The organism is Martinezella calliandrae, assembly GCF_030272695.1.
Lineage (GTDB): Bacteria > Pseudomonadota > Alphaproteobacteria > Rhizobiales > Rhizobiaceae > Rhizobium > Rhizobium calliandrae.
On the sequence record NZ_JARFYN010000045.1, the window covers coordinates 1 to 24138 of the forward strand.

The 24138-nt window shown below is 57.0% G+C and carries 22 protein-coding genes and 1 pseudogene; 5 read left to right on the plus strand and 18 right to left on the minus strand.

The window, feature by feature from the left end; all coding sequences use genetic code 11:
• Positions 1-66 precede the first annotated feature (66 nt).
• Positions 67-366, plus strand: a complete 300-nt coding sequence (locus tag PY650_RS26560; RefSeq protein ID WP_285882580.1) for a DoxX family protein — start codon at positions 67-69, stop codon at positions 364-366.
• Positions 367-375: 9 nt separating this feature from the next.
• On the opposite strand, the gene grpE is transcribed toward PY650_RS26560, so the two are convergent.
• The 6 genes from grpE to PY650_RS26590 form a co-directional block, all read right to left on the minus strand.
• On the minus strand, positions 376-1014 hold the full coding sequence (gene grpE, locus PY650_RS26565) for a nucleotide exchange factor GrpE (protein WP_285882624.1): 639 nt from the start codon (positions 1012-1014) through the stop codon (positions 376-378).
• Between the two features lie 113 nt (positions 1015-1127).
• A complete protein-coding gene (locus PY650_RS26570) occupies positions 1128-1808 on the minus strand; it encodes an HAD family hydrolase (RefSeq protein WP_285882581.1) in 681 nt (226 codons plus the stop codon).
• Between the two features lie 9 nt (positions 1809-1817).
• Positions 1818-3407 carry an amidophosphoribosyltransferase gene (locus PY650_RS26575; protein WP_285882582.1) on the minus strand — a complete coding sequence of 530 codons (1590 nt, stop codon included), beginning with the start codon at positions 3405-3407 and terminating at the stop codon, positions 1818-1820.
• Positions 3408-4235: 828 nt separating this feature from the next.
• Entirely contained in the window at positions 4236-5972 is a 1737-nt protein-coding gene (locus PY650_RS26580) for an FAD-dependent oxidoreductase (RefSeq protein ID WP_285882583.1), read from the minus strand.
• Between the two features lie 36 nt (positions 5973-6008).
• On the minus strand, positions 6009-6836 hold the full coding sequence (locus PY650_RS26585; RefSeq protein WP_285882584.1) for a phosphoenolpyruvate hydrolase family protein: 828 nt from the start codon (positions 6834-6836) through the stop codon (positions 6009-6011).
• The gene (locus tag PY650_RS26590) at positions 6823-8007 is read right to left on the minus strand and encodes a Tm-1-like ATP-binding domain-containing protein (RefSeq protein WP_285882585.1); all 1185 of its coding nucleotides are present in this window, start codon (positions 8005-8007) and stop codon (positions 6823-6825) included. The genes PY650_RS26585 and PY650_RS26590 overlap by 14 nt, the downstream gene beginning before the upstream one ends.
• A gap of 82 nt (positions 8008-8089) precedes the next feature.
• On the opposite strand from PY650_RS26590, the gene PY650_RS26595 reads away from it, so the two are divergent.
• Positions 8090-8794 (plus strand): hypothetical protein, encoded by a 705-nt coding sequence (locus tag PY650_RS26595; protein ID WP_285882586.1) that lies wholly within the window; start codon positions 8090-8092, stop codon positions 8792-8794.
• Here PY650_RS26595 and PY650_RS26600 read toward each other — a convergent pair.
• Genes PY650_RS26600 through PY650_RS26635 form a run of 8 tightly spaced genes read right to left on the minus strand, consistent with a single transcriptional unit; the run spans position 8791 to position 17523 of the window.
• Positions 8791-10545 (minus strand): phosphoenolpyruvate hydrolase family protein, encoded by a 1755-nt coding sequence (locus PY650_RS26600; protein WP_285882625.1) that lies wholly within the window; start codon positions 10543-10545, stop codon positions 8791-8793. The genes PY650_RS26595 and PY650_RS26600 overlap by 4 nt on opposite strands.
• Positions 10546-10604: 59 nt before the next feature.
• Positions 10605-11720 (minus strand): ABC transporter ATP-binding protein, encoded by a 1116-nt coding sequence (locus PY650_RS26605; RefSeq protein ID WP_285882587.1) that lies wholly within the window; start codon positions 11718-11720, stop codon positions 10605-10607.
• A gap of 33 nt (positions 11721-11753) precedes the next feature.
• Entirely contained in the window at positions 11754-12548 is a 795-nt protein-coding gene (locus PY650_RS26610; RefSeq protein ID WP_285882588.1) for an HAD-IIA family hydrolase, read from the minus strand.
• Entirely contained in the window at positions 12541-13314 is a 774-nt protein-coding gene (locus tag PY650_RS26615; protein ID WP_285882589.1) for an SDR family NAD(P)-dependent oxidoreductase, read from the minus strand. The genes PY650_RS26610 and PY650_RS26615 overlap by 8 nt, the downstream gene beginning before the upstream one ends.
• Positions 13311-14252 (minus strand): ribokinase, encoded by a 942-nt coding sequence (locus tag PY650_RS26620; protein ID WP_285882590.1) that lies wholly within the window; start codon positions 14250-14252, stop codon positions 13311-13313. The genes PY650_RS26615 and PY650_RS26620 overlap by 4 nt, the downstream gene beginning before the upstream one ends.
• A complete protein-coding gene (locus PY650_RS26625) occupies positions 14249-15109 on the minus strand; it encodes a carbohydrate ABC transporter permease (protein ID WP_285882591.1) in 861 nt (286 codons plus the stop codon). Before PY650_RS26625 ends, PY650_RS26620 begins: the two co-directional genes overlap by 4 nt.
• An 11-nt stretch (positions 15110-15120) precedes the next feature.
• Positions 15121-16077 carry a carbohydrate ABC transporter permease gene (locus PY650_RS26630; protein ID WP_285882592.1) on the minus strand — a complete coding sequence of 319 codons (957 nt, stop codon included), beginning with the start codon at positions 16075-16077 and terminating at the stop codon, positions 15121-15123.
• 57 nt (positions 16078-16134) lie between these two features.
• The gene (locus PY650_RS26635) at positions 16135-17523 is read right to left on the minus strand and encodes an ABC transporter substrate-binding protein (RefSeq protein WP_285882594.1); all 1389 of its coding nucleotides are present in this window, start codon (positions 17521-17523) and stop codon (positions 16135-16137) included.
• Positions 17524-17923: 400 nt separating this feature from the next.
• Between PY650_RS26635 and PY650_RS26640 the strand changes: the two genes are divergently transcribed.
• On the plus strand, positions 17924-18295 hold the full coding sequence (locus PY650_RS26640) for a phage portal family protein (protein ID WP_285882595.1): 372 nt from the start codon (positions 17924-17926) through the stop codon (positions 18293-18295).
• Between the two features lie 23 nt (positions 18296-18318).
• A complete protein-coding gene (locus PY650_RS37475) occupies positions 18319-18582 on the plus strand; it encodes a hypothetical protein (RefSeq protein ID WP_432761590.1) in 264 nt (87 codons plus the stop codon).
• Here the strand turns inward: PY650_RS37475 and PY650_RS26650 are convergent.
• From PY650_RS26650 to PY650_RS26655, 3 genes and pseudogenes are all read right to left on the minus strand, one after another.
• A pseudogene (locus PY650_RS26650) lies at positions 18530-19467 on the minus strand (hypothetical protein). The gene PY650_RS37475 and the pseudogene PY650_RS26650 sit on opposite strands and share 53 nt — an antisense overlap.
• Before the next feature lie 1161 nt (positions 19468-20628).
• Entirely contained in the window at positions 20629-20946 is a 318-nt protein-coding gene (locus PY650_RS37480) for a non-canonical purine NTP pyrophosphatase (RefSeq protein ID WP_432761591.1), read from the minus strand.
• Positions 20916-21320, minus strand: a complete 405-nt coding sequence (locus PY650_RS26655; RefSeq protein ID WP_285882597.1) for a Maf family protein — start codon at positions 21318-21320, stop codon at positions 20916-20918. Before PY650_RS26655 ends, PY650_RS37480 begins: the two co-directional genes overlap by 31 nt.
• Positions 21321-21332: 12 nt before the next feature.
• Between PY650_RS26655 and add the strand changes: the two genes are divergently transcribed.
• On the plus strand, positions 21333-22262 hold the full coding sequence (add, locus tag PY650_RS26660; RefSeq protein ID WP_285882598.1) for an adenosine deaminase: 930 nt from the start codon (positions 21333-21335) through the stop codon (positions 22260-22262).
• 1022 nt (positions 22263-23284) lie between these two features.
• Here add and PY650_RS26665 read toward each other — a convergent pair.
• Positions 23285-24043 carry a hypothetical protein gene (locus tag PY650_RS26665; RefSeq protein ID WP_285882599.1) on the minus strand — a complete coding sequence of 253 codons (759 nt, stop codon included), beginning with the start codon at positions 24041-24043 and terminating at the stop codon, positions 23285-23287.
• Between the last annotated feature and the right edge of the window lie 95 nt (positions 24044-24138).

The window sequence follows — 24138 nt, forward strand, 5'->3', positions numbered from 1 at the left end:
CGCGCTCATGTCGGTCAGCTATTTTAACTTAGATGAAAATTTATACCATCAAAGTGAAGGTAAGTCATGATGCAAATTTCGAACTATCCCGCCTCGAACAGAAGCTCCAATATCACCGCCTGGATCCTTCAGGTTCTACTCGCTCTGGCTTTTGTTGCTGCGGCCGGAGCCAAATTGGCCTCGGTGCCGATGATGGTGGAGAGTTTTGAGCAAATAGGATTGGGCCAGGCATTCCGTTATGTAACGGCAGCTGTGGAGATCATCGGCGCTCTTGCTTTATTAGCACCGCGCGTGAGCGCTTTCAATCCAAAGCCGTTAGATCGTCACCACCGCCTAGTGAATACAACGAAGCTGTGCGGTCGTTAGCAAGCTTCCCTATTCGCTATCAAGCACCTTCTCGGCCAGCTCGTTCACCGGGCCTGGCTCGACCTTCGACCCGGCGCCTGCCTCCGGCCCACCCTTGGCGACACCGACCATGGCCGGCCGCAGCACGCGATCGCCGATCGAATAGCCTGGCTGCACCACCTGGACGACGGTGCCAGCCGGAACCTCCGGGTTAGGCACCTCGAACATCGCCTGGTGGAAGTTCGGGTCAAACTTCTCGCCCTCCGGCGCAAGCTTCTTCACGCCGTGGCGTTCCAGCGCCAAAAGCATGGCGCGCTCGGTGAGATCGACGCCCTCGATCAGCGCCTTGAAGCCGGCATCGCCGGAGGCCTCGGCCTCGGCCGGAATGGCATCGAGCGCGCGGCGCAGATTGTCCGACACCGACAGCATGTCGAGTGCGAAATTGGCCACCGCGTAAGTGCGCGCATCATGCACGTCGCGCGTGGTGCGCCGCCGCAAATTTTCCATTTCGGCCGCGACGCGCAGCGCGCGGTCCTTCAGTTCCTCGTTTTCCTTCAGCCGCCGCTCAAGCGCTTCGTGATCGCCGCCGCCAACTTCCGCACGCTCGCCGGAAGCCCGGGTGCCTTCCATATCTTCGGACGTGCGTTCGTCTTTTGCCTGGTCGCTCATCGCGTTTCCCGTCATTCGAATTGGTCTCGGTTTGCACCCGACATCGAGGTTTGGAGGCCAAAAATCAAGGGGTAAGCGCTCGCGGCGGATGTCGGCCATCGTTCCAAGTTAGACTAGGCAGTCCTAAAACCTCCGTGCCCCTGCAAGATCGGCAGCAACTCATGATGGTTGTTTATCATGTGGTCTGGATGCGCCGCCCGCAGGCGTGCCTCCGAAACAAATCCTCCGGTTATGGATACGCTTACAAGTCCGAGTTGGCGTGCGATTTCTGTTTCGACCGGCATATCACCGATTATGAACGTTGACTCGGGTTTGATGTCGTTTTCCTGCATGTATAGTCGAAGCCGCTCTCCTTTGCTCATCGATTTGTATTGGGTGGTGCGACTTTCGAACGCCAGTACATCATTGATGTATTTGTCGATCCCGAGTCGTTGCAACTGGCAGCGCAGCGGGGCGACGATATGATTGCTTACGATGATGGCCAACGCTGCTTCTCGACGCGCTAACTCCAAGATTGCGCGGGCACCCTCGCGTAGATCAGCCTTGCCCGCGAGTGGCTCATAGGTTTCGTGAAAGATAGCGCTACCGTCGCGGTCCACAGCCGCAACATCGTCCTCCGACATTCCCAGCCTGCGGTAAAGAAGAGAAAATGGAACATCACAATGTTTGCGAAACGCATCTATGTTGATCGGTGCGTGACCAAACCGATTCAGGATGATGTTAGTCGTCTGAAGCACTGCGTAGGCATCATCAAGCAGTGTGCCATTCCAATCAAATACTAAAACTGGTTTCATGATCTGACCTCAAGCGTGGATTGGTTCCGAATCGGGAAGATCGGCCATTAGTTGACGCAGATTTCTGTCCGCTCGCTTCTGTCCCGCACCGGTTGGCATTTCAAGCGTAAACGGCGACAAATCGAAGCCGTCCGGCCGGCAAGGCAGCAGCGATACCAGAACTGGGAATGGCAAATATGTTACCGTGGCTGCTTTGATGGACGCTGCAGTACTACTCTCGATCGTTTCGAGGGCCTCCGGCTCCATCTTGTGAAAGCGCAGGGTTCTCGAGCGCTGCTCGGGGGGCAATTTTTTCCACACACGCCAGAATACCAACTCTTCGAGTGTTTCAATGCCGAGGCCGTAGTAGTTCGGACTGACGATAGGCGGTGAGCCAATCGCCCAATGTACAGCCGTGGCACCGGCGGCGAGCAGCATACGTATTACAGCCTGACTGGTGTCGCCACGAATGAGCGCCTCATCTACGATTACTATAGTTCGTTCCGTCAGCTCAGTTTGCGAGAGCCGATACTTCTCAGCGATACGTGCCTTCCGCTGACTGGCAGCTCCAATAAGAGTTCGCTGAGTGAATTGTGTCGCGACGACTTCCCGGCGCTCGGCTAACACACCGCTTTCAGCGAGAGCTGCGAACAGCCCGTCAGCATATGGCCCTCCTGTGTGCGGCATAGAGGAAACGATTGCGGGCGCACTGCATTTTTCTTTTTGTAGTCGCTGCGCAAGCAAGTGACCGAGGGCGAGCCCGATGTTGTAGCGAGTTTGGAAATGTGATTGTCCTTCGATCGATGAATCCGGATTCCCTAGATAGAGGGCTTCGTAGGCGCAGAGTCTGGCTTTGTATGGCCCGCCGCTCAGGGAATGATCAGCCCAGGATCCGGTTTTTCCGTCGATATTAATGATGTGGCCGGGTAAAAGTTGCCTAAGCTCCCCCTTTAGACCCGCAAACGCGCAGTTTTCTGACGCAAAGAGAAAGGATCCATCGTCCAATTGCATAATTTCCAAGGGCCGCAAACCAGGCCGATTGCGATATGCAATCAGATTTCCCTCCCCGTCCAGGAGAAGTAATGTTATCGCACCATCGATACGGTGATCGATGTCACGAAAGGTGTTTTCGTAGTCGGTGGGCGCGCCGTACAGCTGACCGTCTCGATTAAATGACCGGTCAATCAAGTTGAGCAAGAGCTCAGCATCCGTGTCGTCGGCTGGCATGTGACCTTCGGCAAGCAACTCCGCCCTGAGTTTGCCGCCGTTCACCAATGCTCCATCTAAAGCGATGGCTATGGGGCGGCTGGTGCCGGGCTTCTTTGGAGTTGATTCAACCTCACCAAAATCGTTGGGTCGGTCACCCCGGCTATGGAGATTGGCGATTGCCACATGCGGCCTAAATGCAGGATCCCGTTCATAGTGCTGAAAACATAGAGAATCGTACGATGATTGAGGTGCTTTCGAATATCGAAGTCCGTCTTTTTGCATGAAAGCGGCAATAGTAATCTCCGCCTGTCCGCGATGTGAAAGTTTCGGAACCATTTGCTTGAGCCGATCAAAGGCCGTTACCGTTAAGTCGGTCGAAGGGGGTAGGAATGCAGCCGCAATACCTGACATAAATCACTTCTTCTCTTAACAATGTCCAGCGCTCATCACAGCCCATCTTTCCAGTGGCCGAAGCGTGAAGAATGGTGCCAGCCTTCGTAAAGCAAACACCGTGCCAGCCCCTGAAATCTCGGCTCGCCCGACCAGGGCGCGACTCCCGAAGCTCCGCACATCCAACGCTTTGTCTTGCGTAGTCCGACACCTGATATGAGTGTTCGAAGCTGCACAACGGCTTGATGAAGCAGGGGCGGCTCGTCTTGCCCATCGCCGCGCCGCAAGGTTCGTCAATCGTGATTTCCACGCTTCGGCGCCCAATGAGAGGCGGCTCACCGAAGCAGCGGAATGGCGAGTTGGTCAAGAAGCTCCGAACCGCATAGGATTTGCCGGAGGCTCCAACTTTTGCGAAAGTGGGGCCATTCCGAGCAAGACACGAACAAATTTCCCCCTAAAGTCTGCAACCATGCCGTCCGTATGGTGCTGGGTTAAGATTCCGCGCTGTGCGTTCAAAGAAGCGGCGCGATCGCTCTGGCTGAACGACACGACGATGGAATTAAGCCGTGAGCATGGCGATCGCATCGCGCCGACGCAGCTCGGAACCGGCATATCGCCGCCGTGACTTTCGAGGGCTTCCGCATAAGGGACACCTTCCATCAGCCAGCTCCTACCCTCGAGCATCGGGTGGACGCACCGATGCGGTTGATGCAATCATCGTCAGTGGGCGATTGGTGACCGAAGTTGACCCCGTAGAAGAACTACGGGGTCAACTGCTCTGCACGGGGCTTGGGAGGTCCCTGCGGGTACCTGTGCAGAGGCTTAATCGTCACTTTCGATATTTGACGCTCACGTGGGGGCGTTCATTGCTAATGTGCGGGCGGCCCGGTAAGCGAAAACGATTCCCGGACCGATGGTAATGCCCGCTCCGGGATAAAGGCCACGCATAAGGGATGTCGCATCGTTGCCACACGCGTAGAGCCCTCGAATTGGAACGCCCTCAGCATTCAGAACCCGACCCGAAGTGTCGGTCGCAAGCCCGGTCGCGGTTCCGAGGGTCGCCGCTACGATACGCAGCGCGACGAACGGACCCTTGCTTATCGTACCGAGATTCGGGTTGGGCTTTCCAACCGATGGATCACCCAGCATACGGTTGAAAGCGGCCTCTCCGCGTTGAAAGTAGGGATCAACACCTCTTTCTGAATGAATGTTGTGCTCAGACACGGTCCTTTCCAGCTCAGATGGATCCACCCCAATCTTCCGCGCAAGGTCAGCAATCGTTGCTGCGACCTGGATATAATTTACACGCTCGTAAGATCTTGTTCCGAGCGTCCATGGCCACGGAAGAAGGTGGCCCATGCCTCGCTTCCTCAAGAACTCGTGGTCACAAACGAAATAGAACCGTTTGTCCACCGGGTAACCGTTCTGGAACATCGCAAGGCAGATGTCGTGATAGGAATTGGATTCATTCACGAAACGTCGCGCGTTCGGACCGATCGCAATGACGCCAGGCCGTCCGCGGTCTAGCCATCCATACGGAACAGTCTGCGTTTGACCCTTTTTGCCATGCAGTAATGAAACCGGCGTCCAGAAGCCGGCGCTCGCGACATTGTTGTCGATAGCACCGCCCAGTTCCGTCGCAAGCTTGATCCCGTCACCGGTCGCATCTGGATGTGCAAGAGTATCATCGTGCTGGTGCGCACCGCTGAGCGCCGCTCGCAGCTTGGCGTCTCGTGCAAATCCGCCTGTTGCCAGGACGACGCCGCGTTTAGCCTTAACGCGGAGGTCGCGACCATCGCGCCTGATAACAACGCCGGTAACACGGTCGTTCTCCATGATGAGGCGAACCAATGGCGCTTGTGTCCAGATGTCGACCTTGCGCTTGCGAAGGCTGGTTATAAAACGGGCAATAAGCGCATTGCCGCCGCTCAGCTCAGTGCCGCGCCGATAGCGTAGCCGGTCTCGAGCATAACGGCCGACGCGGCCGAGCACATGCCGCATCGAGTCTAGCGACTTGAGCGGATTAAGGAACTTCCCGACCTCGCCGGAGGATATCATCATGCCACCGAGAACGACGCGGATAGGATCTCCAACCAGGTCGAAATCCTTGCCAAGCAAGCGGCCGTCGTAGGGAGCCGGACTCAATGCTCTTCCTGAATCGACACCGCCCACCTGGCTTGAGTGGTAGTCGGGGGCCGACGCAAGCGTGAACTTCACATCCGTCCCCTTCTCGATTTCGGAAAGCGCCCGCGGACCATCGGTCAGATACGCATCGACGAAATCATTGCGGTAGTAGTTTCCGAGCTCGTTCTTGAGATAAGTTCGGGCATTTTCAATGCTGTCCTCGACTTTCGCTGCCACGGCTTGCGGCGAATAAGGAACCCAGATCATGCCGTTAGAGAGCGCAGTGGTTCCGCCCATTTTCGGCGACTTTTCGCAGACAAGGACCTTCAAACCGGCCTGAGCGGCAAACAGAGCAGCGGACAGGCCAGCAGCGCCACTTCCGACGGAAATGACGTCGTAGACCGCGTCCCATTCGGGGCTGACCGATTGTACAGAGGATACAGGAGTGGCGATGATGGACATCTTTTATCTCGGAATACGACTTGATTGGAGTGAAGATCAGGAACGAATTATCGGCACGGCCTTGAAGGCCTTCGCAACCGTCTGTACCGCTCTTTCGATCGGTATCCGCTCGATGGATGAGGCGCCGACGAAGCCGACGCAATCCGTTGACCGATAAACCTCGGCCGTATCCGCGGGCTCGGCGATTGCTCCCCCATGCGCAAGCAGGATGACATCCGGCCGAACCGCCCTGGCCGCATCGTTGATCCTGTTGATCTTCAATATGGCTTCCTGGATGGCTTGGCCCTCCTCGTGGCCGGCAAGCCCGCCACGCGTCGCTCCAACATGAGCCACGATGCAATCCGCTCCTGCATCAGTCATCGCCGCGGCGTCATCCGCAGAGGCAACATAAGCCAAAGAAAAGATGTTCTTCTTGCGTGCCAGCGCAATCATCTCGACCTCCCGGTCAAAGCCCAGGCCCACGCGACCGCGACGGTCGCGCCATCTGTCTCCCATGGTCGAAATCGTCGGATAGTTGATGACGCCGGAGTACCCCGCCGCCCAGAACTGATCCAGAAGCCTGTCGAGGTCGAGGCGTATTGGGTCCCATGCCTCGATGCCGCCAACCACAGGGACAGTCGAGACGACATTGCGTATCTCCGCGGCCATCTCGATCGTACGTGCGTTGGAATCGCCGATCCGGCTGGTAGGAAGTCCCATCAGCCGCGACAAGCCGGTACTGTAGACAACCAGCATATCAGCTCCACCAAGAGCGGCACACTTGGCAACGAGACCGCAGCTGCTGCCAGCGGCAAGAATGGGATTTCCTTTTGACGTCTGTTCGCTGATCGCAGCCAGGATTTCCGAACGCTCAAACATTTTCATCGGGGACGACCTCTTCTTCGATGTTTTGAAGAATCCAGCCGACCGCGGCCGCCGCGAATGCTGGATCGTTGATGTGACAGGGAATTTCCTGGACGATGACCGAAGGAGGCAACGTGCTTCTCAGCCCTGATAGCCAGGCTGCATTTGCCTCGGGATCGTAAAAGACCGCGCCATGGCGATCATAGTCGGAGACCCCTTCAGAGGGCCAAAGGACACAAGCGACTCCTTTTGCTGCAGCGAGCTTCAGCCCGGTGCGGCGACCGATTTCGAAGGTCTCCGCCGGCGTCGTCCGCATCAACGTTGTGTAGGGTGTATGCGAGTAGAATTTTCTTTTCGAGAACCGTTCCGGCACACTGGAGGCAATACCGAAGTTCACCATGTCGACGGCGCCGGGTGCGATCAGTTGCGGAATGCCTCTGCGACCGGCTGCCGTTAGACGATCCGGGCCTGCGCTTGCCATACCACCGGAGAGATCATCCGCGAGTTCCGTCGTCGTCAGGTCGAGAACCGCATCGAATTCACCCGCATCGATCAACGCTTCCATCTTTCGGCCACCAGAGCCGTTCGCGGGAAAGACGATCGCCTCAATGTTTTTCTCGGATAGAAGACGCACGCACTGATTTACTGCTGGCGTTGTTACTCCGAATGCCGTGATCGCGACTATTTCTCGCCGCTCGTGGCCGTGCGGCTTGTATTGCATGGCCGCGATCGCGTGTGCGGCGTTGGTCAGGATCCTTGCAGTGAAGCCATTAACACCGAAAAGATCGACAAGGGTGGGATACAGAAGGATGTCGCTTTTGGCAGCGAGTTCGGCAAGCAGCGCCGGCCGTGCGCTTGAAACAAGAAGCTTGGGGAAGCCGAAGGGAAGATCGGCGACCACTTCACCGAATACTCCGCTTCCTTTCCCGCCAGCAATACCGATTACCGCCGATATGCGACCCTCTGCGAAAAGCACGTTAACGGAAGCGCAGGCGCGGCGGCCGATATCGGCAAGGAGTGCCGCCGGGTCCGCCGACCTTGTGGCGGCGACGCTGGATGTACCGACATCGACCGACACGACGCCCCTGCCGCTGGCGCGTATGATATCCGACACGTAAGATGCTTCTGCCTGCTTGGTATCCATGGTCGCGACGATCGCCACCGCGTCCTTTCCGCGCTTTGACTGGCTCACGACGCTTTCCCCCGTTGGCACTGAATGGGCGCCGTTCGGCATACACGTTTCATAACCGCCCTCCCTTGTGCGCGCTCGTGCTTTGAGCGATTTTGAGCCAGTTTTAGAAGAGACGGTCGCCGTGCCAAATCGCGCGCCACACGAGAGTTGGGTAAAAATGGGTATGTGGACGATTGTTGATCACGTCGGGCAGCTTGCGATGGCAGGCGCGGGAAAGACCGACGTCTGCATATTTGCACCTTCGCTTCGAGCCCTACCCCCGGCCTATCCGATCGCAATGGCGACTCTGCCGGTAGTGGACTGGAATGCGGAACTCTTCAGGGCGCTAAGCGATATGGCTTCGGCCAGAAGCCGCTGCTACGCCGCTGTTTTGATGATCGACCCTTTTACGCTGTGGGAAGATCTTGCCGACTTACTCAAGGACAAGGGTTTCGCGGGCGTCGTGAATTTCCCGCCGGCATCGCTAGTGGAAGGAGTCCAATCAGCCGGGTCAGCCGGGGCTAGCAACACACTAGAAATCGATCGTATGAAGTGGTTTCACGACAATGGGCTCGGGATCGTACACACCGGATCATCCAGGATGGAAATGGCCGATGTGAACAATCGCTTGGCAGACCTTCTGGACGGGATGATCTATTTCCCTCCCGACGCTCTATCGCGGCGTCTCGCTGCACGGATGGACCTAGAGCCCCTCGTTGACGCCGGTTTCTTCCCGGCCTCCCTTTGGTCGTTGAAGCCTGCACCGGTTTCCCCGGCCGGTGAAGCGTTTGATGGGACGGCCTGCTAATTCAGGATCTTGAGTTTCCGGATCTTGTTGTACAGGGTTTTGCGCGAGAGGCCGAGCGCCTGAGCCGTCTTGCCGCGATGCAGCTTATTGCGTCGTAAAGCTTCGACGATCCACTCACGTTCGGAAAGCCGCACCGTTTCCTTCGGGACGGCCTTGATGCCGATGATCGGCTCCAGACGATCCGCTGTGATTTGAAGGTTCGGTGGTAATGTGGCCAGTTGCTCGACGACTTGCCTCAGTTCCCGAACATTTCCTGGCCAGTGATGGCTGGCAAGCGCGAGGAAAGCTGAATTCCCAATTGCCAAAGGCACAGTTCCTGCATCTCCCTTCGCTTCCACCGTGAAGTGATGAACGAGCGCGGGCAGATCTTCAAGGCGGTCTCGCAATGGCGGCAGGCTGATTTCCAGCCCGGCAAAAACGGACCGCAGCCGCGCCGTCAACGGCAATGAGCCATCTTCGCCGCCTGGCAGCACGGTGCAGGACGCGATAATTTTCGCGTCCGAGTGTGTCGAGACCATGCCATTGAATGCAGTAAACGTACCGGTTTCCAAAAAGTCTGCCAGCTGTTCCTGACTCTCTACGGAAAGATCGTTCACGTGGAGAAGAATGAGTGAGGTGCCCGCTGCGGTTTCCAATACGGAGATGCGACGCCGTGTATCCCTATCCGCTTCCAACCCGAAGAGGGCGACGGTATTCTGATTTCTGGGAGATGGTCGGCAGGGAAAAATGACCGGCTTGCGATGCTTATGCGCGCCCAGTGAATGGACAAGCGACGCAACGCGCCGCTTGCCGGTGCCTGGCTCACCAACAATGAGGACAGGATTCGTACCACTTGCCAGACGCTTGGCCGCGTCCAGCGCATTGTTCATGGAAGCTGAGCGCGCGACGATGCCATGCTGGTAACCGTTGAGCTGCAACTGCCGCTCGAGCAGATCGACCTTTTCCCGCAGCACGTTGATGGTCTTGAAGCCCGAGGTCATCTCAAGAACCGACGTCTCGAGGGGGACGCGATCGAGTGACGATCCACCAATGAAACCCTGCGTGCCGGTTTCGCGGCAGACATCCATCAGTTCTTCGGGTTTGGTGATGGGACCTCCTCCGAGCAGACAAACGACATTGCGATCAACCGCGTGAACGGTGCGTGCGATGTCGCGCGTGCGCGCAGCCAATTCCGCAAGGCCGATCGAGGAAGACGATAAGCCCGTCTCCGCCGGGTTTAGGTTGAAGTTCATGCTGATCGCTTCGACGCCCGCTTCGACCATCCGCCGGGCCTCCGCCTGCGTCCGCGTGTAGGCAATCGTCATGAGGCCGCGTCGTGCCGCCTTGACCAGCAGCTCGACTTCACGGGCATATCCGAGCCCGCAACTTTCGAGGACGCTCCGTCGGTGCTCATCCAAATGGATGACGGAGGGGAAATTTGTGACCCCTGCAAAACCCCACCGTTTAAGCTTGTCCAGGAAGTCGTCGAGATCGAGCCGGGGATCGAAGGTGCAGGCGCCGAAGAACACCGGAAGCCGGGTGCTCCGAAGGATTTCAGAGCGGCCGAAGCTCGCGACGAAAGCGTTGCTGTCTCTTATGGGAAGAACCGACGCCGGCGAAGAGCCGCCCATTGCGCGAAAACGACCTGCATTCAGCGCCAGGACGAAATCGGCTCCGGCGCGCTCAGCGGCGCGCGCCGTCATGCCTGAGCCGATCGCGGCTCCCAGCATGAACGATCGAGAATTGCTCAGAAACTGCCGGATCCCGGAAATGGTCGTCTCACTTCATGAATTTTGTGCTTCCGGCAGGATCATGCATCGGGAAGCGATAATCAACTCCAGCTTTTCGGTGCCTCCAGACGCGGCAAAGCCTTTCCCTCCGAAGTAAACACGTGACAGTCGGACGCCGCAACCACAAGTGCAACGCGCCCTCCTCTTCCGGAATGGAAGTGACCATTGGGCGAACGGGCCACAATATGCTCTCCTAGCGCAGTCCCATAAAGGTAGGTTGCGCTCCCGAGGTGTTCTACGAAGTCGACATCGATCTCCACGATCAATTCGCCGGGGCGGCCTGATGGTGCCAAGAAATCATCGGGACGAATCCCCAGCGTCAGTGGGGTTCCAGGGCCAACCACCTCTGCCTGCACAGGAAGCCAGCTGGACAATCCATCTCTAAGCTCAATTTCTCCGCGCCCCTCTTCCTTGGCCTTCAGCTTGCAGGGCAGGAAATTCATTCGTGGCGACCCAATAAAGCCTGCGACGAATTGTGTTGCCGGTCGGTGGTAAAGATCATGAGGGCTGCCGACCTGTTCGATATGGCCATCCTTCAAAACGACGATCTTGTCTGCCATGGTCATTGCCTCGACCTGGTCATGGGTAACATAGATCATAGTATTCCCGAGCTGACGATGGAGCTTGGCGATTTGGACGCGCATCTGGACCCGCAGCTCAGTATCGAGATTGGAAAGCGGCTCATCGAACAGGAATACCTTGGGCTCACGAACGATCGCGCGACCTATTGCAACACGCTGCCTTTGGCCACCGGAAAGCTGCTTCGGCTTGCGATCGAGAAGATGCTCGATCTGCAACAGCGCTGCCGCATCGCGCACTTTAGCTGCAATCTGGTCCCTACCCAACTTTGCCATCCGAAGCGGGAATGCCAGATTGTCACGGACGGTCAGATGCGGATAAAGCGCGTAGCTCTGAAACACCATGCCGAGATTGCGGTCAGCGGCATCGACCGAGTTGACCACCTTGTTGTCGATCTTCAACGTTCCGCCGGATATCTTTTCCAGGCCTCCAATCATACGCAAAAGCGTTGATTTACCGGAACCAGATGGCCCCACAAATACCACAAACTCGCCGTGGGCGATGTCAAGGTCGATATCATGCAGAATGCCAACGGCACCATAAGCCTTCTGGATTCCTTCGAGACGGACTTCAGCCATTTTTTCCTCCCATTGTCATCTCCGGGCGCCGTTTCAGCGCGCCGACGGTATTTGCTTCAGACTGGATATGACAAAATCAGGTGGCTGCAGCGACGGATCATCGACCGGCGGCACGCCGGTCGTCACAAGAACGGAACAGAGCCCGGCCCGTTTTCCTGCCTGAATATCGGTTGGTATCTGGTCGCCGATCATCAGTGTCGACACCCTGTCGGTTCCGAGCCGCGTCAGCGCAGCTTCGATCATATGGACCTCGGGCTTGCCAACAATGACGGGCTTAACACGCGCAGCCGCCGCAACTGCGGTCAGGATCGCCCCCGCGCCAGGCTCGAAGCCGGTCGGCGTAGGGAGCAGCAGGTCCGGGTTGGTACCCATCAACAAGGCTCCCCTCAGGATTGCGTCAACAGCGATACGCAGCTTTTCATGGGTAATTTCCCGATCCAGCCCCATGATCACGACAGCCGGCTTTTCATCTGTGATTTCGAGTTCCGCGTCCGTGATCGCTTGCCTGAGCGATGGCGCGCCGATCACATAGACGCGTGTTCCGGCAGGATGTTTTTCGCGTATCAACTGAGCCGCTGTTACAGCCGATGTGACGACGTTGTCCTCGGTGACATCCAGGCCAAAGCCATTCAACTTGGCAACGACATCCCTGGCCGAATGGGTCGAGTTATTGGTGACGAAGCAATAAGGGATTCCCGCCGCGCGCCAAACCTGGAAGGTCTCGACCGCATCTTGAATGGCTGTCTTGCCGCGGTAAACCACACCGTCCAGGTCGGAAATGACGCCCTGCACGAGCGGCCAATCAAGGGCATGCGAGATCTCAACCATTCATCAACATCCCGCCGTTTACATGCACGATCTGCCCGGTGATGTAGGCAGATGCAGGGCTTGCGAGGAAGACCGCAACCCCCGCGACGTCTCCAGGCGAGCCGACACGGCCAAGAGGGATGCGGCCGGCATGGCGCGCTTCCGTCTCTTCGCGCGGACGGCCGTGCATCGGGGTATCAATGATGCCCGGCGCGACGCCGTTTACGTTGATACCGAAGGGAGCGCACTCGTAGGCGAGCAGCTTCGTAAGATCATGGACGACCGCCTTGGAAAAGCAGTAATCCGCGCCGCCCGCCTGATAGTTGAACACGGCGCCTTGCGAAGACAGCGAGGACCCGATGTTAACAATGCGGCCGCCACTCTCCTTCATGAAGCGGTGTACGACAAGCTTCGAGCAAAGGAGGACCGCCCCGGAATTGATTTCCATGGTACGATCGATCTTGGCCTTGTCGCCCGACAGCAAGGATTCCGCCGATTTGATGCCGGCGTTGTTCACGAGTGCGTCGAGATGGCCAAAGCGTTCAGCGACGGCATCCATGACGCGCTCGATGTCCTTTTCGCTGGTGACATCCATCGACATGGTGACGGCGTTCTCACCGCCTTCCACCTTGGCGAGGGCACGCCCTAAAGCGTCCTCATTGGCATCGGTGGCGATCACGTTTGCGCGGCTTGACAGGAAGGCAGCCACGATGGCTGCTCCAATTCCGCCGCCCGCCCCGGTTACGAGAACGGTATTGCCTGGCATTGAGAAAAGAGGGGACGTCATCGGATCTCCAATAAAGTTTTGTGATAGAGGAATTCATCGACCTCCGCCGCGGTCGGCATCGACGCCTGGGCGCCGCGTCGAGTGACGCAAAGCGCAGCGACGGCCATTGCCTGGCGGACGGCCTCGCGAACAGGAACATCTCTTGCAAGCGCAGCAGCAAAGCCACCGTTGAAGGCGTCGCCCGCCGCCGTCGTGTCTACCACGACGACCGGAAAGGCCGGGACAAGAAATGTCTGCTCCCCATCAGCGTAGAAGGCGCCGCGTTCTCCGAGCGTGATGAGCACTGCCTTCGGCCCAAGCGCGAGCAGGACTTGGGCAGCTTTAGCAGCTGCCTCCTGACTGTCGATTTCTATTCCCGTGAGCTCGTAGGCTTCCGACTCATTTGGGGTAACGACGTCGACCGCCGACCATGCGGCCCGCGACAATCCTGGTCTCACAGGCGCAGGATTGAATATGAGCCGGAACCCGAGCTGAGCTTTTAGTGAGAAAAGTTGCTCCAAGGCCTCGATTGGCAGTCCCATCTCCGCTACGACGATCGAGTTTGGTTCGATTTGGGCAGCCGCCTTGTTGATCAGTTCAGGCGTGACATTTGCGTTGGCGCCCGGGTCGATGACGATCATGTTGCCGCCATCATCGCCCACCATGACCAGCGCCGAGCCGGACACCTCTGCCTGGGCAATCTGAACCACGCTTGTATCGACACCCGCATTTGCGAGTGACAGCATTAGATGACCACTGGCCTCGTCATCGCCAAGGCGGGAGAAGAGCTTCGGTTTCAACCCCAGCCTGGCCGCAGCGACCGCCTGGTTTGCACCCTTTCCGCCTGGATGCCGGACAAGCAACCCGATAAGGCTCTCGCCCAGCGTAGGAAGCCGCTCGACGTTGAAGCATAGATCGAGATTCGTCGTACCAAAGAAGATTAGGGGTGCCGATCTCACTTGACCGCTCCGAAAGTAAGGCCGCGCTCGAGATGCTGTTGCCCGACGATGATGAGGATGACGGGAACGATCATCGTGACGACCAGACCCGCCGCCATGACGGGGTAGAACTGAACGCCCGGATTGAGGAGCTTCAGAAGTGCGACAGTCACCGGCGCCTTGGTCGAACTCAGCATCAGGCCGAGTGCAAAATTGTGCCAGGCGAGCAGGAAGACGAGTAGAGAGGCGCCGATAAGGCCCGTTTTGAGGAGCGGCAGGACGATGTGAAGAACGATCCGAAACGGTTTTGCACCGTCGATCGCGGCTGCTTCTTCGATGTCCTTGGGAATATCCTCAACATACGAACGCGTAAGCCAGACGATCATCGGCAATGTGATCACCTGGTACACCCAGATCATGCCGAGGTAGGTATCGTAGAGGCCAAGCGACTGGAACAGACTGAAAAGCGGGATGACCACGAGCAGGAGCGGGGCGAAGCGGAAACCCAGGATGAAGAAGGCAATGTCTTCTTTGAAGGGGATCTCACGTCGAGCAAGCACGTATCCCGCCGGGACGCCTGCAATCAACGACACCACGACAGCTCCGAGCGCCACGACGACGCTGTTGATGATCGGACTGAGAAAATCAACCTTGATGGTCCCGTAGCTGGTCGCTCCCGCTTGGGCGACATCGAAAAGAACCCGGAAGTTCTCCAACGTCGGAGTGAAGATGAATGTTGGCGGCCATGCCATGACCTCGTTTTGGGCCTTGAGCGACATCATCAGGATCCAGACGAGCGGGAACGCAAGAATGAAGGCGCAGAGCAGAACGAGTGCGTTGACGATAACCGTGGTGATCGGTGAGCGTGTAAATTCCATTGTTCCCTCCCTCAGTTCACCCGGCGGCGGACGGCCTGCCAAGCCTGGACCGTCAGGAACGCGCCGATCAGAACAATCAGCCAGTTAACGACCATCAAGGCAGCGCCTCGACCAAAGGTCATGTTCTGGAATGCGGTTATGTAGCCTTGGACCGACAGCGCCGCCGTGGCATCGCCCGGACCGCCCTGCGTCGTACCGAAAATGATGTCGAACTGGTTGAAAGACTCGATCAGCCGGAAAACCGCAGCGATCAGAATGTACGGAGCGACAAGCGGCAGTTCGATCCGCCAGAAAGTTGCCCAGCCTTTTGCGCCGTTGATGCGAGCCGCCTCACGGATGTCGTCTGTAATGCCCTGGAGCCCTGCGAAGATGATGAGCGCGAAGAAGGGCGTGTAGGTCCAGACATCGATCAGGATGACCGATACCAATGCGGTCGCCGGATCTGCAATCCATGCGAACGGCCCAAGGCCAACAAGCGAGAGCAGATAGTTCAGGACACCGCTTTGCGGGTTCATCATCGTTGTCCACATGAGGGCAACGCTCATAGGCGGAAGAACAAGAGGCAGCAGGATGATTGGTCTCAGCCAACGTGCGAGCAAAACACCGGATGCAAAGAGCTTTGCGATCGCCAGGCCCAACAGCGCCTGCAGCAACACGGCAGACAAGGCATAGGTCACCGTCACCCTGACGTTGTTCCAGAAGTCAGCGGTATTCATCAGCGCGGCGTAGTTCGCAAGACCCACGAAACGCACGATTGGCCGGCCAAGACGAAGGTCTGTCAGTGACTGATAGACGCCGTAGAAAAACAGAAGAAGGAAGCCAAGCAGGATCAAAACGGCTGGAGCGATTACGACCAAACTGAACCAGTCAATCTGTTGGGCCGGGCCTTCAGATTTTTCGGTCTGTAGCGCTTTTTCGTGAGCGCTGGTTCGAACAGCTATCGCTGTCTCCGAAACATGAGCTGTCATTGAGGTCTCCATCCGTGGTAACGAAAGGCGGTAGCCGCAAGCTGCCGCCTTCTTGGCTCATAGCCCCGCGCGAATTTCTTTGGCCAGTGCCTTCAGCGTCGTTTCCACGTCGTCACCGTTGACCATTTTCTGCATGGCAACCGCCCAAGCATTCATCGCCTCGCCAAAACCGACACGCGCGGTAAAGGCCAGCGTAGCGCGATCCTGCGTCGTCTTGAAGCTCTCGACGAAATTGTTGAATTCGGGCTTGGATGCATAGTCAAGCCAGGCTTTGTCGTTCCAGGCCGAGGTCCGCGGCGGGTTAACGAGCTTGCCGGAGACGGCACCTGCAAGCACAACGTCTTTCGACGTTGCCCATTGAATGAACAACCACGCGGCTCCCTTCTTCTGCGATGCAGAATTCATCGCAAGCGACCAGATCCAGATGTTGGATTCGAAGTTTTTGGCATTCGGCGCATGGAGAGGCGGAGCGAAAGCGATTTTGCCCGAGGCCGGCTGGCCGGCAACGTCATTCCAAAAACCGAACATGTTGGAGTCGATCGCCATAGCGGTGCGGCCGGACGAAATGCCATCGACGACCTGGTACCAGTTATCGTTGGCAAAGGACGGTGCCGCGCACTTCTTGATCATGTCTACATAGTCTTTGTGGAAGGCGATCGATTCAGGCGAGTCCAGGCCGGTGTCCAGCTTGCCGTCCTTGTTGGTGAAGTCCTTTACCCCATAAGAGCTCGCAATCGAAACGGCCGCCGTATGAATGCTGCTCCAGAACCGGACACCACGAACGCCGAGCGGCGTAATGGAGGGATCGGCCGCCTTCAGCTTGTCGCAGGCGGCAGCCATCTCCGGCGGAGTCGTCGGCACAGCGATCTTGTATTTGTCTAGAATGTCCTTGCGGTAGAAGAGCTGGATGTTTTCGAACGCATGTGGGATTGCCCACACGTTACCGCCCTGACCTGACGCGATCTGGCCATCTTGCATCTTCCATGTCAGCGCTTTGCGAAGCGAGGGGAAAAAATCGTTATAGTCGTAGCTGGCATCGGTCAGCTTCGGATCGTTCAAATAATTGTCTAATGGCTCGAGCGCACCACCAGGAGCGAAGTCCCAAGCAGGCTGAATCCCGGTTCCAACGACATCCCACGCCGGAGACTTCGTCGTCAATTGGAGCGTCAGCTTGTTCCAGTATGAATCGTCGGGGTAAAGTTCCGGCACAACCTTGATGCCGGTCAGCTTTTCGAATTCGGGCAGTTTCGCAGCCAGCGCGTCGGCATAGGGATGAATGTCGTAGGCCCAGGTGATGGTCGTTCCTTCAAACTGGCGCCAGTTTATTTTGTCGGCGGCAGCGGCAGACGAAACGACACCTGTCGTTGCCATCAGTATGGACGCAAGTACAACACCACTTGCAGTGCGTACCGCACTGCTACGCGCGGCACTCAATATATTGGTCATTCTCTCCTCCCTCGGCACTCAGCCAGATTGATCTCGGCTCGCCCTCTCCAATCCCGGGTTCGCCGGACGTATGATTATCCAAGCGAAGAAGAGGCAGATACGAGAGTCGTCAGAGGTTTGGGTAAAACTGGGTAAATGACGGGGTTCCGCCAGTCGCCAGCCTAGAGCAGCGAACCATTTCGAGACGGCGGTTGCAGTGTCCAAGTCGCCGGAGCAAGCAACGCCCATATTCCTCAGCCGATGCGTGCCGACATAGTCATAAATTTTTCGATCGGAGGTGAGAATGTTTTACAACGCTTTGACCCAGATTTGCATTTGAGGCTGATCCATTCAGTGGCAGAGAACCCATTGACGAATGTGCGATATCGACATCCCGGCAGGGTTGCGATGAAATGCAAAGTTGGGCGAAATCTCGACACAAATGAACACTTATGGAAAAGACTCTGTGAGGTGGGTTCGGTTGACGCTCTTTCAGCGACTGGTCTTGGCAATGTCGCTCGTTGCTGTCGTTGCGATTGGCGCGAGCGCGGCATTCCCTTTTCCGTCTATTTCTCTCGCCGCAATGTCCATGGGCATAGCGGTTAGCCAGGAAGCGAACGCTGGCCAGGCGGCTGAAAATAGCTTCCGCTCGGCCGGCATCCTCTCGTACGAGACTGACCTTCCCGACGCAGACGCGAACCGGATTTGCGCCGGCTTGAAGGAGAAGTTTGTCGGAGCAGCGAATACCAATTCGATAATCGTGCTGTCTGGAGGCGCGAATTCCCGCCATTGACCTTCTCTGCGGCTGACTCTGAGGTGCTAAGCAGCCGGAAATGGTCAGCTTTCGACATCTACCGCGCGTTCGGAGTCTTGCCGTCCACCGTCGGTATTCGCGAGGGCTCGACATTCAACTCCTCGGCGGAAGAAGGCCGAGCGTTGGTGGCACGATGCTTGCGTCCATTGGGCAACCGGAGCTCATTCAGCATGATGCCGAGGCGGGCTTCGTTGATGGTGTTGTGGACGTTCTTCATGCTGCCTCTCCCGCGTAGGCAGCCCCCATCAGGGCTTCATAGCCATTGAGCGATGCGAGCTGCACATGAACGGTCGGCAACTGATCGGGGTCCGGGCCGAAGGCCGTTCTCAAAGCCACCAGGTCAGGCAGTTTGTGGGCGTCGAGCGTTCTGGCAAGCTCCTCGGCCAGTTCACGCTCGCAGCCGCGATGGTGCGCCAGCGCCAGCAGTTCGACGGTGATCTTGCAAGCCTGCCGGTCAGATAGCTGCTCGATGAGAGCGTCGAAAGCCCTTCGATATTCCGGCCGGGGGAAGAGCTTGTCGCGATAGACGAGGTTGAGAAGCGCCATCGGCTTTTTGCGCAGAGAGTGGATGACGTGGTGATAGTTGACGACCTGATCGTGCTTGCCACTCGCATGCGCGCGACCTCGTGGCAAGGTCAGTAGATGCGTGCCGCCGATGAAGACGTCGAGGCGATCGTCAAAAAGACGCACACGCGGCCGGTGGCCGATCAAACGCGAGGGGACGGTGTAGAAGACCTTGCGCAAGGCGAAGCCGCCGGTGCGCGACACGGTGACGACCACCTCTTCGAAGTCGGTGGTGCGGCGATCGGGAAGCGCCTGCAGATGCGGGCGCGCCGCTCAAGCGTGCGGCGAATGCCTTCGGGCAGTTCCGGATGACGCCGCAGCATCTCGTCGTAAACGGCAACAGCACGAATGCCGGGAGCGGCCTTGAGGAGTGGAACGACCTCTGCATCAAAGATATGCTCAAGCGGATCGGGGCGACGCCGACCGCGCGGCGGTTTGTTTTGCGACGGGAGGCGCTGCTCTTTCTCCATACGGAAAGCCGTCGCCCGGCTGATCGACGCCTTCGCGGCGGCGACCTCAACAGAATGCGTTTGTCGGTACTTCATGAATAATCTCATCTGATGATCGGTTACATGGCGACCCGGCACAAAGGTGGTTCTCCATTCCAGAAAACCGCCACCGTAGCGGGCCGACCGCGATCATGAGACGCCGAAAAATTGCGCCGCGCCGGGGATGTAACTCCAGTCGGGCTACGCCCTCCCTACGTCACACCCCCGCCGCAGAGTCTCATCCTGATTGGCCGCCGCGCACTGATGACCCCAAGGCAGACGAGGCTGCCCAGATCGAGCTCCTGACACAGCTTGGAATTGGCATTCAGGATGCGCGGAGCGAGGTCACCTATGCTGAGTTGGCGACATTGCTCGGCCAATCCGCGATTGGCCAAAAAGTTCTACTGCGTTTAGCATTTCGATCTGCTCGATTGTTCGTAGACGGCATCTCGACAGTTGGAGATCCAATCTCAGCCATGCACGCGGTCCTTGAAGCGCTCCCCCTGGCCACCAGTCGATTCAAGAGGCAGCCACCTTTGCCGATATTCTCTCCCAAATACCCGCTTTGTCAGATCGGGCGGAAGACTATCTGGAGCTTTGCCGCTCACCCCTCACAGTCAGAGAGCTTCGCGATCCGGGCTCGCATGCCTTCAGGCCCTTCGAACCCTTGTTTCGCCAGGCGCGCGCGATGGCCGCGCGCTTGAGCCGACAACTATCCCTTTTCCCGAGAAAGATCGAGACGAAGGCCTGGTACTATTTCAGCGCTTGCTCGTTGTCATCGCGACTTTATAGGGTGAGGCAATTGCCGAAAGACCAGTATCTTCAAGTGCATCTTTCTGCACAGGATTGCACCGGTCATTACCTTTCGCAGGCGGGATTCGCGTGAGCCATTCAACTGGCATAATTGGTATATTATCGGCCATGCATTGAACGTTCTCTACCAAAACCTATTGTCTGCCGCCGAGGCCCACGGCCGTTCGGTCTTTGAAGCGATGATATCGGCATTCGTGAGTGAATGGTACCAGGCTTTGCCGCCCGGTCACATATCCTTGCCGGCGACGAGTCGCCGCCAAGTTGTTATGTTCGCATATCGTATCGATGGGGATGTGGCGCGCACTTACCGGCATTTGGACGAAATTAAAGCGTCCATAGATGCCTCGTGGGAGTTGGAAGAGCGGCTAACTGAATTGTGTTTACTCGCTAGGAATTGGATCGAAATCGGCGACACTAAACGCGCTCGTGCGACTCTCGATACAGCACTTAGCCAAAGCCTCGAAGGCTCCTATGACAAGGATTATCAGATCCAGCATTGGTGTCGTTGGGTCGCCCGGCTCGCCCGGAGTGGGGCGGAACGCGGCGACGCATCGATATTTCGCTCTTTCTCTCACCCATTTCGGCGAAGGTTTGGCCGTGGCCTTCCGGAATGAAGACGCAGTCCCACTGAAATGCACGATCGCCTCTGGGCTCCGGTGCGATATTCCGAGCGATTTCGCCCTCAAATTGATGGACCCTCCGGCCGTCGCAGTAACCTATCCGCGTCCTGGCAACTACGCCCGTGTCCGCGCCGGACCCAAAAATCGCACATGCGGGCCGCTTTGACGGTGTCCCAGAAGACCTGGGTCAACCCGCCCGAAAAGCCATGGAGACGGCTCAAAAAAGCCCGGTCTGTTCAATGAAGAGCGGATGGCCCAGTTTTTCGAACGCCGAAGCGCCTTGTCCCTCACGATCCATTCTGTATCATTGGATTGCAATTCGTCGATCGCGAGATTCACCGGGATAACCTCGACGCCAGTCGGGCCGAGTATCTTCGTCGCCTCCGCGATCTTGTGAGGGTTTTTGGAGAGAAAACGTATCTTCATTAACGGTTTCTTCGGATTGATCGCGCCATAAGTCACCGCAACTTCTGATATTAAATTCGACTTATAGAGTCTATGCTTGATTTGCACGTTCATTTGCGGGGTACAATGCGCCCCCCAAAAATCGCAGAACTCGCAGCGCGCAATGGTGTGGCGGTGCCGGCGGGTACCCTCCAAGCTCGCGGGTACGGCTGGCGCGATTTCACGTCTTTCCTTGAGACTTACGACCGCCTGACCTCGGTTATACTAACCGCACGCGATCTAGAAGAAGTCGCATACGATTACCTGAGAGGTTCGGCACTAATCGGCGCAACGTATGTCGAGTTCATGCTGTCTCCGCCCGACTTAATGCGAACCGGGGTCCCATTCGAAGATCAGCTCTTTGCAATCTCGGCCGCTCGGGATCAGGCATTCGAGCTTCACGGGATCGATTGCCGAATGATAGCGACCGCTGTGAGGCATTTGGGACCCGATCCGGCGCTGAACGCCGCACGCATTGCGGTGGCCCGCAGGAATGAAATCCTCGTCGGTTTCGGCCTGACAGGCGACGAACGCAAATTCGCCGTCGGGGAATTCGCGGAGGCCTTCCGGATCGCGCGTTCGGAAGGGCTGCTCGCAACCGCGCACGCCGGCGAGCATCTCGGCGCGGACACCGTAGTGGAAGCGATCGAGAAACTGGGGTTAAGCCGGGTTGGCCACGGCGTTCGGGCGGCCGAGTCCGAGGCCGTACTTAAGCAGTTGGCCGATACCCGCATACCTCTTGAAGTTTGCCTTTCCAGCAATCTCGCTCTTGGGCTTTACCACAGCCTCGCGGATCATCCTATTCGAAGGCTTCGTGAGGCAGGATGTCTGATTGCCCTTGGAACCGACGATCCCCCATTTTTTGAGACCAATATCGGGGGAGAATATTCGAGAGCGATCGAAGCGTTGCGCGAAACCGGACGCGCTATAACTTACGATGCCATCGGCGCGGCATTCTGTGACGACGCCACAAAAGCCCGACTGCGATCCATGTACCCGCCAAATACTCCCGTCTGATGTTGCGGAAGAAATTTTTCTTTAGTTGCTATTGACGATGGGAATGCGAGGTGACGATTCAGCTTGGTCGGTGGCGACAGGGCGAGAGCTTCATACGATTCTTACGGCAAACCCCACCAGATCGGCAGGTGATGCCCGCGGGCTACAACTTTGCTTGGCAAGGTCGCATGAGTCACAAGAATCCCATCGTGCTGCGGTCGTATATCTACAGGCGAGTGACTGTGCTCGTCTTGCCAAATGCAACCAATGATCGGTCAACGTCTGCTATAACTTTTGCAAGGTGACCGCCTTGATGAGAATCGAACCGTCGACCTCGCTATTTTCCCGTCGATCAGCGGCCGCATGGAAGTAGGCCAGAAGCGTTTCAAACGGGAGTGTCTAAAGCTCGACCCTTGAGAGCATCCAGATCGATGGGCCACTTTCGATCGAGATCCGGAGGATCCCATCGACCAGGATCGACGGCCCCCATCTCCGGGATCGGTAGTTCGCATGGCGCGCTCGGCAGGGCGGGTAATCTATCACTGCGCGGTCAGCAGGCTCCTTTGGAGCTTTTATTGTGATCCAAATTTGACGGATCGAATCCGGTTCCTCCAATCAGGCGCCCCGTCAAAGCAGTACGAAAGTTCACAAAAAACGCGCTTGTTTCGAATTGCGAAACAGGTCCCGGTGTAGTTCTGTCCGTCACAAAACCCGACCGGTCCACCGTCGACCAATGCTGTCACAGATCGCGCATCGATACTAACCGGTAGCGTCGGCGAGTCGGATGTTATTTTTACCCGAACCTTGTCAGCTGAAATGAGTGTCACCGATCGCTCCTGAGCGGTCGCCGATGCCGAACATGTCAGCAACCTCGTACACACCAACAATCCGAGTAACGCAGTGCGGATGATAATATTTCTCCAGTTGTTTGTCATGACAGTAGACCCTCACGACGGAGATGCATCTGTGGGTGCGACCCGACCTGAATAGATTTGCACTCGTTGAATATCAGCTGCCGCTCGAGTAACCTCGAATGATGAGCCTTATCTTGGGGCCTCCTCGGCCTTCCTCATTCTGTTGTCGAGGCGCTCGACCAGCCGTTTTTCGACATACTCGAAAATCGCGTCGTCCAAAGATCCATCCGCCTCCTCTTGGTGTCCCGCATGTCTTGTCATGTGAGCGTGGACTTTTCCGAGCCAGGTCGAAAGCCGCAACTGCTTGACATGCGATATGACGGTTTCTCTGGCCGTGATGAAAAAGAAGATCAGGAACGAAAGAGCGGTAAAAAGCCCCATATAGAAGAGCCGCGATGGAATCTCGGCGGGAACACGGTACGGATGGCCATAGAGTGCGAAGATCGCTTGGGCGCCCAAGATTCCCCCAAGTACGACGAAGAACTTGATCAGGGTCCACGCAATGAACTCATCGATCCATACGAGTACTCCAGGGAAACGGGCGCAGCCGAAGATTCCCGCGATACAATAGGCGATCAGTTGAGGCAGGATCAGCACAGCACCTATGGCCGAGATCAGGTAAAACTCTTCTCGTACATCCAGCGCCGCATTGAAAATAAATAGAATCACGCTTCCAGGAGCGCCTCCAAGCGACGAAGCTCTATACAATATTACTTCAACATAGATAAAGGCGAACAATCCGGACGCAATCACAAATGAAAATGAGAATACGCACCAAAGACCGAACACATGCGCCGAATGATGTTCTCTTACACGACGGATTAGGAAATAAATCGATGCAAGCGCGACAACTGCACCTCCTAGGAAAGCAATAGACGAGAACTCCATATCCGCATCTCCATTTGGATAGTGCATCCGCCAATATCATCGCAGCTACGGACTATTCTTCAAAATATGCCTTCTTTCTGAACTCTTAGCGACGA

What these genes read in the sequence shown, in the direction of transcription:
- PY650_RS26570 (WP_285882581.1), bottom strand. Translation starts at nt 1,808, where the DNA reads ATGAAACCAGTTTTAGTATTTGATTGGAATGGCACACTGCTTGATGAT.
- grpE (WP_285882624.1), bottom strand. Translation starts at nt 1,014, where the DNA reads ATGAGCGACCAGGCAAAAGACGAACGCACGTCCGAAGATATGGAAGGC.
- PY650_RS26580 (WP_285882583.1), bottom strand. Translation starts at nt 5,972, where the DNA reads ATGTCCATCATCGCCACTCCTGTATCCTCTGTACAATCGGTCAGCCCC.
- PY650_RS26585 (WP_285882584.1), bottom strand. Translation starts at nt 6,836, where the DNA reads ATGAAAATGTTTGAGCGTTCGGAAATCCTGGCTGCGATCAGCGAACAG.
- add (WP_285882598.1), top strand. Translation starts at nt 21,333, where the DNA reads ATGCGCCCCCCAAAAATCGCAGAACTCGCAGCGCGCAATGGTGTGGCG.
- PY650_RS26625 (WP_285882591.1), bottom strand. Translation starts at nt 15,109, where the DNA reads ATGGAATTTACACGCTCACCGATCACCACGGTTATCGTCAACGCACTC.
- PY650_RS26655 (WP_285882597.1), bottom strand. Translation starts at nt 21,320, where the DNA reads ATGAACGTGCAAATCAAGCATAGACTCTATAAGTCGAATTTAATATCA.
- PY650_RS26575 (WP_285882582.1), bottom strand. Translation starts at nt 3,407, where the DNA reads ATGTCAGGTATTGCGGCTGCATTCCTACCCCCTTCGACCGACTTAACG.
- PY650_RS26635 (WP_285882594.1), bottom strand. Translation starts at nt 17,523, where the DNA reads ATGACCAATATATTGAGTGCCGCGCGTAGCAGTGCGGTACGCACTGCA.
- PY650_RS26665 (WP_285882599.1), bottom strand. Translation starts at nt 24,043, where the DNA reads ATGGAGTTCTCGTCTATTGCTTTCCTAGGAGGTGCAGTTGTCGCGCTT.
- PY650_RS26560 (WP_285882580.1), top strand. Translation starts at nt 67, where the DNA reads ATGATGCAAATTTCGAACTATCCCGCCTCGAACAGAAGCTCCAATATC.
- PY650_RS26610 (WP_285882588.1), bottom strand. Translation starts at nt 12,548, where the DNA reads ATGGTTGAGATCTCGCATGCCCTTGATTGGCCGCTCGTGCAGGGCGTC.
- PY650_RS26605 (WP_285882587.1), bottom strand. Translation starts at nt 11,720, where the DNA reads ATGGCTGAAGTCCGTCTCGAAGGAATCCAGAAGGCTTATGGTGCCGTT.
- PY650_RS26615 (WP_285882589.1), bottom strand. Translation starts at nt 13,314, where the DNA reads ATGACGTCCCCTCTTTTCTCAATGCCAGGCAATACCGTTCTCGTAACC.
- PY650_RS26630 (WP_285882592.1), bottom strand. Translation starts at nt 16,077, where the DNA reads ATGACAGCTCATGTTTCGGAGACAGCGATAGCTGTTCGAACCAGCGCT.